At 35.9% G+C, this 12711-nt stretch carries 15 protein-coding genes; 4 read left to right on the top strand and 11 right to left on the bottom strand.

Annotated elements, in window-relative coordinates:
* The first annotated feature begins 306 nt into the window (after positions 1-306).
* Positions 307-549, top strand: coding sequence for a hypothetical protein (locus ADJ83_RS16270; protein ID WP_031539717.1), 243 nt, complete (start codon positions 307-309; stop codon positions 547-549).
* Between the two features lie 25 nt (positions 550-574).
* Here ADJ83_RS16270 and ADJ83_RS16265 read toward each other — a convergent pair whose 3' ends face one another.
* Genes ADJ83_RS16265 through ADJ83_RS16250 form a run of 4 tightly spaced genes read right to left on the bottom strand, consistent with a single transcriptional unit; the run spans position 575 to position 2303 of the window.
* Positions 575-1030: a hypothetical protein gene (locus tag ADJ83_RS16265; RefSeq protein ID WP_031539718.1), complete on the bottom strand. Its 456-nt coding sequence runs from the start codon at positions 1028-1030 to the stop codon at positions 575-577.
* A gap of 19 nt (positions 1031-1049) precedes the next feature.
* Entirely contained in the window at positions 1050-1628 is a 579-nt protein-coding gene (locus ADJ83_RS16260; protein WP_031539720.1) for a TetR/AcrR family transcriptional regulator, read from the bottom strand.
* A 13-nt stretch (positions 1629-1641) separates the two neighbouring features.
* The gene (locus tag ADJ83_RS16255; RefSeq protein ID WP_031539721.1) at positions 1642-1953 is read right to left on the bottom strand and encodes a DMT family transporter; all 312 of its coding nucleotides are present in this window, start codon (positions 1951-1953) and stop codon (positions 1642-1644) included.
* Between the two features lie 5 nt (positions 1954-1958).
* A complete protein-coding gene (locus ADJ83_RS16250; RefSeq protein WP_031539722.1) occupies positions 1959-2303 on the bottom strand; it encodes a DMT family transporter in 345 nt (114 codons plus the stop codon).
* Between the two features lie 589 nt (positions 2304-2892).
* On the opposite strand from ADJ83_RS16250, the gene ADJ83_RS16245 reads away from it, so the two are divergent.
* On the top strand, positions 2893-3255 hold the full coding sequence (locus ADJ83_RS16245) for a hypothetical protein (RefSeq protein ID WP_152910835.1): 363 nt from the start codon (positions 2893-2895) through the stop codon (positions 3253-3255).
* A gap of 3 nt (positions 3256-3258) precedes the next feature.
* Entirely contained in the window at positions 3259-3951 is a 693-nt protein-coding gene (locus ADJ83_RS16240; RefSeq protein ID WP_031539727.1) for a lysozyme inhibitor LprI family protein, read from the top strand.
* A gap of 474 nt (positions 3952-4425) precedes the next feature.
* On the opposite strand, the gene ADJ83_RS16235 is transcribed toward ADJ83_RS16240, so the two are convergent.
* From ADJ83_RS16235 to ADJ83_RS25890, 3 genes are all read right to left on the bottom strand, one after another.
* On the bottom strand, positions 4426-4635 hold the full coding sequence (locus ADJ83_RS16235) for a hypothetical protein (protein ID WP_031539728.1): 210 nt from the start codon (positions 4633-4635) through the stop codon (positions 4426-4428).
* 70 nt (positions 4636-4705) lie between these two features.
* Positions 4706-5041 (bottom strand): hypothetical protein, encoded by a 336-nt coding sequence (locus ADJ83_RS16230; protein WP_031539731.1) that lies wholly within the window; start codon positions 5039-5041, stop codon positions 4706-4708.
* A 33-nt stretch (positions 5042-5074) separates the two neighbouring features.
* Complete coding sequence (locus ADJ83_RS25890; protein ID WP_192840956.1) at positions 5075-5248, bottom strand: hypothetical protein; 174 nt, start codon at positions 5246-5248, stop codon at positions 5075-5077.
* Between the two features lie 440 nt (positions 5249-5688).
* Between ADJ83_RS25890 and ADJ83_RS16225 the strand changes: the two genes are divergently transcribed.
* On the top strand, positions 5689-6564 hold the full coding sequence (locus ADJ83_RS16225) for a DMT family transporter (protein WP_031539733.1): 876 nt from the start codon (positions 5689-5691) through the stop codon (positions 6562-6564).
* A gap of 367 nt (positions 6565-6931) precedes the next feature.
* On the opposite strand, the gene ADJ83_RS16220 is transcribed toward ADJ83_RS16225, so the two are convergent.
* From ADJ83_RS16220 to ADJ83_RS16205, 4 genes are all read right to left on the bottom strand, one after another.
* The gene (locus ADJ83_RS16220) at positions 6932-7297 is read right to left on the bottom strand and encodes a DUF2294 domain-containing protein (protein ID WP_031539737.1); all 366 of its coding nucleotides are present in this window, start codon (positions 7295-7297) and stop codon (positions 6932-6934) included.
* A 158-nt stretch (positions 7298-7455) separates the two neighbouring features.
* Positions 7456-7953, bottom strand: coding sequence for a carbonic anhydrase (locus ADJ83_RS16215; protein WP_031539738.1), 498 nt, complete (start codon positions 7951-7953; stop codon positions 7456-7458).
* Between the two features lie 32 nt (positions 7954-7985).
* Entirely contained in the window at positions 7986-10619 is a 2634-nt protein-coding gene (locus ADJ83_RS16210; RefSeq protein ID WP_031539740.1) for a DUF2309 domain-containing protein, read from the bottom strand.
* A 14-nt stretch (positions 10620-10633) separates the two neighbouring features.
* Positions 10634-12151, bottom strand: coding sequence for an NADH dehydrogenase subunit 5 (locus ADJ83_RS16205; protein WP_031539744.1), 1518 nt, complete (start codon positions 12149-12151; stop codon positions 10634-10636).
* Positions 12152-12711 lie beyond the last annotated feature (560 nt).

The raw sequence follows: 12711 nt of genomic DNA, 5'->3' as shown, positions 1-12711 counted from the left end.
AGTATAGTATAATATTTCCATTAATGATATTTAAATATTCTCAAAATTCCATTTGCTAACGAATTAATTTAGTATTATAAGGAATGTTATAAGCATTCCACATATAACTATATACGCGTGTCGCGTTAATCAGTTTCACTATTTGGAAAAATTATTTATACGGAATGTAATGAGAGCTTGAGGAAGGTTTATTTAGCTTAACTATTGAGATTAGTTGATTCTTTTCATTAAAAACTGGAAATAACCCCCATTTCCATTTAAATATATCGTATAATACAATTATTACAAATGGATGGAGGCTTATTAATGACAAAAAATGGATGGTTATCTCTACTTATGGTTGGTATTTGTATTGTATTATCCTTTTTTCTCAGTGCCAATAATGCAGGCATCTTCTTCTTATTATTCGGAATTTTATCTATAACTGGAATTGTATTCGCTATTTTGTCTAAAAAGTGGAGCAATATTATTCTTGGAGTTCTTTTAAATGGGATAGCAGGTGTGATTTTCACATTATTAGCCTTTGCATTTGGATTTGGAGAAGCTTAATACATTGATTACACTTCTATCCGAGTCAATAGCTTTCGATTTGAGCATCTTTTGGGCATACACTTTTTATATATGCGACTTCCTTTTCCGTAGCATGGGGAACAAAGATCTCTGTTCCCCAATGACTGGAATGAAAGACCATCCTTTCTCCCATTAGTAAATTCACCGTAAACCACTTTAATTCTCTAGCTTTATTTGTATAGCTGTTGGATAAATAATGGACAAAAGCAGCTGTTTTCTTTCCATGGAATATCGTTAAATTATCCTCTTTCTGTATTTCGATATCTGGATAAAACGTTGATTTGAGTTCTTCTATAGTAATCGCTTCTTCATTCCAACAATGAATTTCAAAACAATCCGATTTTCGTAAAAAATAATCCACTGTTTGGAGCCAATAATCATAGTTTCCTAGTACAGGTTTTGGAAAGCTAGAATTTCCCTCCGTATAAAATGGGATATTAACAATGATATGTTTTTGCAAACTTAATTCCCCCCTTCCCCTACCTTGAAACTCCTTTCCAAAAAACCTCCCACAATGCTGCTAATTTATCATCCACTCTTTTCCCTGAATTAAAATAAACGATTTCAACCATGATTGCGATGATAATTCCTGTGAAAGCGGAGTTAAATATGTTTGCATCTTTTATAGTAAGTTGCCCTTTCTCTATCCATTTCGCGCACTTTTCGTCAATTAAATGCTCCTGGAAGTTCTCTGCTTCTGTTACTTCTTTTTGAATGACATCATATAGATGCATTGGTGGGAAGAAGCCCATTCTCAACCAAAATTTCAGCATTTCATTTTCCTGGAACATCCCTTTTACATAAAGTAAATAATGATAGAGAAACGTTTCTGGATTGCTACAATCTTCTTTTTCAAAAAACTGCTGTTTACGCTCGATTTCTTCTGCTTTTGCTTCCTTTAATACTTCGAGAAAAAGGTCATCTTTTCCTTTGAAGTGAGAATAAATAGACGCTTTTTTAATGCCCGCTTCCTCTGCAATTTCTGAAAGAGATGCTCCTTCAAATCCATTTTGTAAAAAAAACTTAATCGCTGCTTTTTTTATCTCTTCTTTTTTCACGTAATTCTCTCCTTTATGAGATTAGTTTCAATCCGACTGCAGCGCAAAGAATCATTGCAATAAATAAAATTCTTTTCCAATCCTTGGGCTCTCCGTATACAAACATCCCTAAGATTGCGGAGCCTACTGTGCCTATTCCTGTCCATACGCCATATGCTGTCCCCATTGAAATAGTCTTCATCGCATAAGTAAGTAATGCAAAGCTACACATAAACCCAATGATTAAATAAAGAAGCGCATCCCATTTTTTCATCGTTAACCGTTTAATATTAATGACACCAATTATCTCACAACATCCTGCTGCAATTAAAGCTAGCCACGCCATATCGTTTATGCCTCCTCTTTGTTTGCCCCTTCATCTGTTACCATTTTCAAGCCAATTACACCTATTAATAATACGAGAATCAAAACCATTTTCACTAGATTAATTGGTTCTTTAAATAGAATGATTTCCGCAATGACTGTTCCAGCTGTCCCCAGCCCAGTAAACACAGCGTATACTGTACCAATAGGCAAATATTTTGTTGTATATATTAATAGATAAAAACTAATAATGATGGCGAAAATCGTTCCAGTCCATTCTAAAAAAGTGGATGCATGCTTAAGCCCAGAAACCCAAGCAACCTCCACAATCCCCGCACTAAATACCATTAGCCAATACTTATTCACCTTCATATCCTCCTTTAATAAAACTACCGACCGTTCGGTAGTTATTGTGTCACATAATTAGTACTGCGTCAAGAAACAAGCCAAACAGGTGTAATTGTCTCTAAAATTGATGGGATTTTCTATGTATGATAGTATGATAAATGTTATACTTACCATAATTTGCTGTTATTGATTATTGGTTAAATTGCACTATTGCTTAACGTTTTAAAACCCATGATTTTATCCCTATTCATTTTCTTACGTCAGAAAATTTACTAGCGGAAAATAAGATAAATATATCTTTCATTCCATCCATACTACTCGATTCCCATTGAAATTAATATATATAGCAGAATTATTTACTTTCCACAAATGGAATGGTAAAACATACGTTTTCTAACAAATAATTACAAAATCTAATTACTGGAAAGGTCGTTGGCGATCGGTTTCCCTATGATACAGAGAATCACCAAGAAATTGAAGCCCATAATTAGGCGATTGTTTTATCGACTAAAATGGATACCTAATCTAATCTGTGAGGCGGAGTGGAATCACTTTGGAAGTGGGATACGCATCTTTTGTTGAAATATTTTGCTATATAAAAGAAGGCGTCACAGTGGAAGAAAAATATAGGATGCGTGAGGAGAATATGGAAGGAATCATTATTGATATATGCTGTTTGGCACCTGTGGCGATTATGGGAATGGGTGAACGATTTCATAAGATTCGTATCGAAACGAATGAAAAAGTCAGTGGTGCTTCAGGATTTTTACTTGATGGACCTCATCGTTTATATGTAAACGAAAAATACCAAGAATTTGCTGTCAAGATAAGATTTGCTTTACAGGAATTTGATATTGAGCTTTTATCAGCAGCTAGCCTTAGTGAGCTATTGCCATTTCGTGCTAAAATAGATACCATTTATCGGAATCCAAATGATTATTTAATAATGGACGCCATTTTTTATTGGGAGGATTAACAAATGAACAAAAACAAATTTTTTACAGAAGCAATCCTATTGGTAATCTTACTGTTAGGATTGTCTGCTTGCAGCAATTCATCTAACGAAACTCCATCAAGCAATAATCAAACGGAACCAGAGAATATTGAAGAAACTACAGACGAGCCTTCTACAAATGATGATGCATCTGAGAATATAGAGGAACCTAATCCTAGTGATCAAAGTGAATCAGATGATGCTAATAATAATAACGATTCGAAACAAGAGAATAATATAGAGGAAAAAAGGCAAGAAAGCTTAGCTACTATTCAGAAAGTGCTTGATGCCTTGCCAGATAAGATTGCGGGCAACAAACAAGTTTTTTTAGAAAGATTAGACAATCTCCAGAAAGAGCTTGATACATTTCCAGATAAAGAGGGTTCCGATTCAGGTGCTACAAACGCGATGAAAAATTACTATGGCATTTCTTATGAAAAGTATGACGAAGCACTGAATGCTATTTATGCAACATTGAAAAAAGATTTGTCACAAGAGACAATGCAAGACTTGCAAACTAAACAGCTTAAATGGATAGAGGAAAAAGAAGCAAAAGCGGAGGAAGAAAGACTAAAATATGATGGAGGCACCTTTGAAAATGTCGCATTATATATCTCTTTATACGAATCAACAAAAGAAAGATGTTATGTTTTAGTGAATGAGTATATGACGGATTAAAAGAAATATGGGGAGTCATCTGACTTCCCATATAATATTTTTAGTTTATTTTTTTATTATCTTTACTGTTCACAATAATGCTATACTCTTCATTAGCAATGTATCTCCGCTATTTCATCGGATTGCAAAAATCCTACATTTACCACTTCCATTTCAGCTCCGAGTTGTTTTGACTGAGGATTGGAACTTAATTCTGAAGTATTAATGATAAATGTCATGGGTTTCCTTTTATAACTTATTCTAGTCGCCATGTACTCCTTTTTGGCTATTCATCCTTCTGTGATAACCGGAATGATAGATTGACATTATCAGCCGTTCTTACTCTATTTATTAGACGGCTTATGCTGTCATTTGGCCGAAACTTTTTTTCTGTGACTCTGTTTTTATTCCAAATTTACGTGATGCCACACATCCAGCAGCTTTTCCATTAAACATTGCTATCATTATTATTCCATCAGGAGGGTTATATTTCACTTAACTATTCACTTTTTTTAAAGAGTATAGCAAAGTACCTACCAACATTCCTAACGAAATCCCTACTCCGCAACCAGCAACAGCTAGAAATACATTTCCTGCTATAATACCAAATATACTAACAATCACTCCAGGTAATAATCCAAAAATCATTCCATATAGTAAATAGCTTTCTAATCTGGGATGCTTACCATCCTTCCTATCAGTCATATTTGTCCCCCCCTATATTACTAAGAAGAGGAACACTTTTTTACAGCGAAAATTAGGTGTTTCATAGTTTTCAAAAATAAAAGAAAGAAACGATACCAGCAATAATGGTATATCCTAATGAAATGTAGAAGGAAATGGTTGGGGTAAAACTCCTTTTTTGCCTAGGGATTTTTGTTTTCACTTCTTTTGCGTCCCAATATTCGTCATTATTACCGCTTTGAAGTCTTGAATCAGCTAGATCAGACGTAAACCCACCAGAAGAATGAAAGAAAGCGATAAATATGGTTGCCCCAAGTCCAGCTAAAAAAGACCAATCAATGAAATGATTATTAAACATTGTTGCTAAACCCCAGTTAACAACTAGAATCACAGCTAAAGTAAGACAAGCCCAAATAATTTTTTTCATCCTATCCGACCTCCATCCTCCTATTTCCTCCAGTTACTCAGGAGTCCTCTTATTTTTTGTATTAATCAAAAAATAGGAGCTTCCCCCCACCATAAAGCTACCAATAATAGAAAGAGCTGTTCCAAAGATAACCCATTTCGTGGATAAATAAATGCCCGTCATAAATAGAAAAACGCCAACTGTTATCAAGAATGCAACTTTCTTCATTTTCCCCTCCCATTCAGACTAATTTAAGTTCACATGTTGCAAAGACATTTTGTTATTTTTCTCTTTATTTATTTATACTTCTATGGAACAATTTGGTTTCATTAATAATTACATTTCTTCTTGTTCCAGTATCGTTATTTCAAAACCAAAAGATTCACTCCATATTTTAATCTACTATGTAAAGAAAAATAGACCTCTAGTAACTTCCCTGTTATGAATAATTTAACATACTTTCTAATATCCATAAAATTCGAAAACAATGAATTATCAGAATCTGTTATAATGAAAGAAAAATTTTTCCAACGATGAGGTGAATCACATGTATTGGACTCCGTTATTTGAAAATGATGTACCAGTAGTATCTTTCTGCTTTTAATGAGGGAAGATGACTACACTTCTCCGTTAAGGGCTTATAGCAATCAATAAACGGAGGAAAAAACATGAAAAATACTGTATTAGGGTCTATCTATTTAACTTTAGCTGCCAGCATTTGGGGTGGTATGTATGTTGTTGTGAAAGTGGTTGTTGCAGTCATTTCCCCACTTGAACTTGTTTGGTTACGTTATCTAATCGCTATTGTAACTTTGATTATTATCGGGTTTGTAACTCGGCAAAAATGGAGAATAGATAAACGTTATTTCCTTATCATCATAGCTATTGGCATTATTGGAAATGCCATTTCTATTGTTGCACAAGAAACAGGTACCATGCTGTCCTCTGCTCAAATGGGGGCAATTATCACATCATCCACCCCTGCATTTATGGTGATTTTTGCACGATTGCTGCTTAAAGAACGTTTGACAATGAAAAAGGGTTTTTCCGTTATTCTCGCTACCATTGGCGTATTTCTTATTGTTGGAATCGGGGATCTTGATTTAACGAGCAAGCTAGGTGGGATAACACTTTTACTCGCCGCATTGACATGGGCGTTTATGTCTGTACTTATAAAGCTTTTGCCAAGTAACTATTCACAAACTGTAGTGACTACTTATTCCATCACTGTTGCTCTAATCGTGTTAACACCTTTTGTTTTGCCTCGGCTACAAGGAATCAATATTTCTGAATGGGGACATCCATCTATTTATGGAGGCTTACTGTATTTGGGAATTGTTTCAACAGCTGGAGGATTTCTACTTTGGAATCGTGGATTACAAATGCTTAATGCCTCAAGTGGAGGAATCTTTTTCTTCTTCCAGCCTGTGGTCGGGGCAGTACTTGGATGGATGATTCTTGGAGAAAATATCGGAATAACCTTTTGGATTGGCTCTAGCCTTATTCTTTTAGGCGTTTTATTTATTTTTTGGGAGAATAAATAAACGAGGCTGGGACATAAGTATTTCAACTAACAATAAACACGAACTATAATGTAATTGTATTACATGTACGTTCGTGTTTATTTTTTTTAGAAAAAGGTTTAAAAACGAAGTGAAATGTAGCGGAGGACGCTCCACTCCTGCAGGAAATAGAGAGAATCGTGCGTCTGTAGCGCAATGGAACAACTTATTTTTAAACTTAACTATATTTAAAAACATAGATAAAGTAGCTTTATTTAAGAGCTAAATTAAAGATTGTTCGTCTTTAAAGATTAGTTATTTAGTTTTGTCACAGCCTTGTTCTTTTCATCTGAATTTTTCTTCACTCTAAAAAATACCGTAATACCCTATATGCCATACCTAGTCTTTTTTACACAAAAAGATTTTCCACATTATTAAATAATTTAAATATCATTACGCGTTCCCCTGTGCGTGAACTTAAATCAGTATGAAAACTTTTTACTTCTTCTCCAGTAATGGTTACTATACATTTCTTTAGTTCTTCTACTCCTGATTCCACTAATTCGGAGCGAGTTTTCTTAATGGTTAATAGTCCTTCTTTTGTTTCACACACCGTATATTCAGCTGGTGTTAATATACCTTGTAAACTCACGATAATCATATCCCGTAATATATCTGTTTTAACAGATAAAGATCCACGACCAAGAAAGTCCTTTTCCCATTGAGTAATTGCCTTACTGATTTCGGCTTCACAAGAGCCTTTTGATATTTTCATTTTCTATGCATCCCCTATTGAACAATAAAAACTAGTTTTCAATCTGTTTTTTATTTTTAAAAAGATTGGCTTATGGTAGAAGCAAATCTCTGTAATATATATGAATATATACCATTCCGATTGATGACTCAATAACATTTAGCATGCTTTTTCATTTTTCAAGCAGTTTTATTTGCCGAAATCTCAGTGATGGCAGACTTTCCATGTTGATTATGGATGATTAAACCTCTCACTTTAACCTCTGCAGGCACTAATGGATGGTGACAAATCATATTAACACAATTTTTGATATTGTCACCAGTATTTTGTTTCCCATTTAGCCATTCATTAATTGTTTCACCGGAAAATTCAGGCATGCTATTTTGAAATAGATAATTTAATGTTTGTATTTTGGCATTAGATTGATCTTTTATAGAAATAGCACTATTTCCTTCTTCTCTTGTTCCGACAACAAAGATTTCTTCTACTTGTTCCTGATAAATAGCAATAATAATGGACCTCATAATATCCCCAAAAGGATTGGAAATAACAGGGCCAAAGCATTTGATAGTCAGCATGTTTTCTGGTTGAATATTCGTTTCTTCTTTTAAAATAGACTCCAAGCCTTCTCTAACATCCATCAGAAATAACACTTTTTTCGTCTTTTCTAAATTCATATCGTACACTCCTTTGTTATAAAAACCAACTGCTACCAGTTTTCCCAATGACCTTCTGGACTGACACTCGCTAGTCGGAGCCAACCATTTTTTACTTTTTGTTGAAATGCTGCATTATTTTTTAATAATCGCTCCACATATTCTTTAGGTGCCTGAATGACAATCAGCAGACGAAGTGGAGAATGATAAGCTTCATTGTCTGATTGCATAACAGATTGCCAAGGAAGGCCAGTTAATAAGTCACTTGCATTTCCTTGCATAACACCAATACCTGCTGTAACAGTTTGCGTTGCCTTATTGCCACTACCATAATAATGGGGAGCTACCGTTGAGGCGTAATATTCTAGATTTATCCATTGAGCGACAGTTCCTGGACCGGAAATAATCGTATCTAAAAGTTCCCCATTGCGGTCCTTCTGCCAATTGTAATTATGAAGAAATACTCTGCCTTCTAAGTCAGAACCTTCCGTTAATGTACGTTGTCCTATAATAAAAGCCGCATTGCCAGCTAACCCCCATTCCGGTCGGATCACGCTCCAATCTTCAGCTAGTTGATAGGCCTCAGACTTTGGCTTGCTCTGTTTCGATTGGAAATGAGGTAATTTAGCAAGACGCTCTGCATTTGCCTGGTGGCTTACTCTTGGCAAAATGGCTTCGATACGCTGAAACGCAGCATGTGCTGAATCGGAAAGCTCCTCTGGTATATATATCCAGTGTAATTCATCCACTGTTGTATTGTGCTCAGCCGCTACAAAGACAGTATCATCAGGAATAGCTATTCCTTCCAAAGCTAGCTCTTCCCTTACTTCAACAAGGTTACATAAAGTTGCTAAAACCCTAGCATTGAATCCACCTGATGCCCCTCCACAGGCACCACAGTCAAGTGAAGACGCATAAGGGTTATTAATACTTTGACTTCCATGTCCACATATCACAACTAATGGGCTGAAATTGTCTGTTATTCCCATCATTTTTAGAGCTTGTCGGGCATAGTTCACTTTATCGCTCTCCGAAAATCCAATCGGTATTCCTTCCTCTGTTTGATGAACATGATGAAGCACCAAGTTTGTCTTCGGTTTACGCAACCAATTTTTACGAAGATTATGAATCAAACGATCTGCACTTTTTGGCACAAAACTGCGTGCTACCATTTGAAGACTAAGCCAGGGACCACTTAATTCCGGTAAAAGTAGGTTTGCAAGTAAGTTCTGTTTCATTGTTTTAAATGTATAACTTAAGGAATGAACTGCCTGCTTACGTTGTTGAAAGGAAATTAATTCATTCTCCTCTGTACTCTCCATAATTTTATGCAAAGGCTTATTCATAATTGGCAAGGATGGATGACTGTGCGCGCTCCCCAATTCATTCGTTGCAATTGGTATTCCAAAAAAACCAGCCATGCCAATCGTTTCAAATGGTCCTTCTTTTTCCAATTGACGACGAAATGGTTCTGAGCGTACGTCAATACAAAATACAAATTGCGCTAACGTCGTATCCTTATCGCTGTTCCTAGATTGTTTGGAGATAATCTTTTGCCTTAACTGCTCAGCATGTGTTTGTTCCCAAGCTTCCAGCCAAAGTTTTCTGCATAGTTTCTCATCAAATCTTGCCGCAAATAGCAAATATTCGTGTTGTTTAGTCTTTGACAACTGTGTCCATTCCTTTAGTGACAGGCTACCCCAATGAATCAAAGCTGCTAATAGAGAATGAGTGGCCTCCCTTTTTTCCAATCGTTTATTCCTAAAAGGGAGATAGGGATGTATAAGAGCCCATTCCAAGGAAATTCGAACTGCTAAATATTCGGTGATTAGGGCATTTTCCTCACTTGACTGATTAGAACGCCAAAGCATCATTCCTGCCCAACCTGGTAACGAAAGTAAATGTACTTCTAGATAACTCTGGATTTCCGTGTCAGGGATATCTAGTGCTTTTAACGCTTTTTTCAAAGCACTATCAGCCTCTTCTGGCCATTTTTTTAAACTTTCACGCTGTGATTTAGATAGTGCTGGATCATAGCAAACGAGACGATGCCAAGAACGATAGAAACCATCCTCACGATGAGGCATTTCCCAACCTGCCTGTGAGTCATCGAGATATAATTTACACCACTTGATTACATGGTAATCGAGAATATTGATTAACCTTTCCCCATCTTGATTCTCTATTTGGGAACTGATTGGTTGCATGGAAGAATGATTGATAGAATCGGCATTCTGTTCCCTAAGTTCCTCCACTTTTTTCTTGAGTTCTACAGATGATAATAGATTAGATGGGATTGGTTCCAATTTCAGTGCTGCATGGCAAAAGCGCTCTGCGACATCTCGAGGGATATTAAACGTCTGTAAATTTGAATCAAGCCATCGCTGCAGTCCTTGCTTCACAAATGCTTCATTAATCTCCCCCTTATTTTTTGCTGAAAGAATCATAGAAGCACTTGGATAAATATCCACATCACGAGTATTCTTTAACCGATCCGCAACTTGATCAAAAGTTTGCTTTTCAAGCCCCATCCAAGGATGACGTGCTGCAAAAGTAGAAATCGGCCAAAGTGGTGCAATTACTTTACTAGCAGATTCAACAAAATTACTAATATCTCTTTTAGTATTTTCTATCTTTATATCTTTCTTATTAGATCTTTCTTTTGTTAAAACTGATGTAACACTCATCACTAATTACCTCCTTATGGCAATTGTTGTTTTAGATAACTGGGATGGCTTTCCACTGATTTTGGCTTTGCTTCGCCTAATCTTACTAACCATAGATAAAGTACTGCAAAGAAAATAGACGAACGATTACGGGCAATAAATGACCCTATTACACTTCCAACTAATAAAAGACAGGTAATTATGATGACTGCAACTGTTGGAGGCTGAGTCCCCTGGGAAACTGTAGATTGCAGGAAATCATAGAAAAAATGATGAATAGTGACATAAATAGCAGCCGTCCCTCCTACCATTAATAACCCTGCGATTCGACCAATGTTTCCCTCTCCCAAAGCTACTAGCTGTTTCCAAGAAATAGACAAGGACAACCCTAAGATTATCGCACTAATTAATTGATATCCCTCTCCTGGTGACTGGAGCCAAAAGACCAATCCAACAGCGAATCCTAAAATCCACCCCGTTATGCTCCATAAAAGGGAGGTCTGTTTATTACTTTGATTAGATATTTCGAAACGACGCACCGCTGAACCTGACTGTAAAAAAAGAGTGGCTTTAAACAAACCATGTAGAATAAGATGAATAATCGCAGCAATATAGGCACCTAACGCACATTGAATGAGCATAAAGCCCATTTGTCCAATCGTAGAGCCTACTAACTGACGTTTATAGTCCACTTGCACTAAACTGATTCCAGAACCAACCAAGACAGATATACCTGCTAGAACAAGCAAGATAATAGTAGCTATATCTCCATTAAATAGTGGAGAAAAACGAGCAAGCATAATCCCACCTGCATTTACAATTCCTGCATGCATAATTGCTGAAACAGGTGTCGGTGCAACAACAGACTCTACCAACCATCTTTGGAAAGGCCATTGAGCTGCCGGAATGATAACCGCTAGGACAATCAGTAAGTTAATCCCAGTTCTCTCCCAACTTGCAAGTTCAGCTACATTTTCGCTGGATAAAACAGACGCTAATTGCCAATAACCAGTGCCTTGATATAGCCAAAGGACCGCCAATAATAAGGACAACCAGCCAAATATAAAGTTACGGGCAGAGAGCTTAGATGCTTCATTTGCTATTTTCCACCTATTGTTTAATTTGATAAGAAAGGTTAATCCAGCAAGCGTTGCTCCCCAAAATAAAACCATCAAGCGCAGATCAGCACTTAACCAAGCAATGGAAGCAGCAGCTGTTGTGAACGTAAAGAGTGGAAAATATTTTCGATAAGAGCGATCTCCCATTAAGTAACGAATAGAAAAACGTTGCACAATTAATCCTATGGCAAGAACGAAAAAAGTCATTAACCAAGCCAAGGAATCCAAGTGTAATGGACCAAAATTCCCCCTTCCATTCGGATTCACAAGTGCTACTAAGGAAACTAGAGGCGGTAAAGACACAATCCAGCTATGTATCTTCACAAAGCTCAGTGGTACTCTTGGATGCAGAAATAATAATCCACTTAGCATAGAAACTAAAATCATAATAAAAAACAATACTAGCAATAATGGCAAACTCAGCGAAACAAACATGTTGAAATTCTCCTTTTACTAACTTACTTAGAAAACCACATTGACTTCAAAAATCCCCAACGTTCCTTTTAATAAAGGGAAACTTCCGTCAGTACGACCTTTTCCCACTGATTTTTAGTTGGATCATTCGGACATTTATAAACTGTAACAGTAGAACAACATTTTTCCCCAATAAAAAAGCCGACAATCTTTATGCTTCACCATGATAATAATCATAGGAAACAAAAAAATTGTCGGCTTCCCTTCAACTAATTACAGCGAATTTTTTGAAGAGCTACCCTTTATAGGTTTTATATGTAAATTAACTTTCATAATAAATATTCCATTATTAATTGGCTACTTATTTATAAAATCACTTTTCCTTTTTCTATTAAGTTACTTTTTCATTCAGTCAATGTAAACATTAAAAGAATGCTAAAGTCTTAATCTTGAAACAAAGAAAATTAACCTATAACTAAGTATTAAGCTAAATATAAGATATTCCAAATTCTTATATTTGTCAACAAGAAAGCCTTATTCGATTGAGTCAAGTTTTTGTGGGAGTTTTTTTTAGCTCCCTT

The sequence above is a fragment of the Bacillus sp. 522_BSPC genome, from assembly GCF_001076885.1.
In the GTDB taxonomy this organism is placed as follows: domain Bacteria; phylum Bacillota; class Bacilli; order Bacillales; family Cytobacillaceae; genus Niallia; species Niallia hominis.
The sequence above is the reverse complement of the archived record's forward strand: the minus strand, read 5'-3'. Positions and strand labels throughout refer to the sequence as shown.

Bases quoted from the DNA above. Each gene is read 5' to 3' on its own strand.
- ADJ83_RS16270 (WP_031539717.1), top strand. From the start codon at position 307: ATGACAAAAAATGGATGGTTATCTCTACTTATGGTTGGTATTTGTATT.
- ADJ83_RS16255 (WP_031539721.1), bottom strand. From the start codon at position 1,953: ATGGCGTGGCTAGCTTTAATTGCAGCAGGATGTTGTGAGATAATTGGT.
- ADJ83_RS16250 (WP_031539722.1), bottom strand. From the start codon at position 2,303: ATGAAGGTGAATAAGTATTGGCTAATGGTATTTAGTGCGGGGATTGTG.
- ADJ83_RS16240 (WP_031539727.1), top strand. From the start codon at position 3,259: ATGAACAAAAACAAATTTTTTACAGAAGCAATCCTATTGGTAATCTTA.
- ADJ83_RS16235 (WP_031539728.1), bottom strand. From the start codon at position 4,635: ATGACTGATAGGAAGGATGGTAAGCATCCCAGATTAGAAAGCTATTTA.
- ADJ83_RS16230 (WP_031539731.1), bottom strand. From the start codon at position 5,041: ATGAAAAAAATTATTTGGGCTTGTCTTACTTTAGCTGTGATTCTAGTT.
- ADJ83_RS25890 (WP_192840956.1), bottom strand. From the start codon at position 5,248: ATGAAGAAAGTTGCATTCTTGATAACAGTTGGCGTTTTTCTATTTATG.
- ADJ83_RS16225 (WP_031539733.1), top strand. From the start codon at position 5,689: ATGAAAAATACTGTATTAGGGTCTATCTATTTAACTTTAGCTGCCAGC.
- ADJ83_RS16220 (WP_031539737.1), bottom strand. From the start codon at position 7,297: ATGAAAATATCAAAAGGCTCTTGTGAAGCCGAAATCAGTAAGGCAATT.
- ADJ83_RS16215 (WP_031539738.1), bottom strand. From the start codon at position 7,953: ATGAATTTAGAAAAGACGAAAAAAGTGTTATTTCTGATGGATGTTAGA.
- ADJ83_RS16210 (WP_031539740.1), bottom strand. From the start codon at position 10,619: ATGAGTGTTACATCAGTTTTAACAAAAGAAAGATCTAATAAGAAAGAT.
- ADJ83_RS16205 (WP_031539744.1), bottom strand. From the start codon at position 12,151: ATGTTTGTTTCGCTGAGTTTGCCATTATTGCTAGTATTGTTTTTTATT.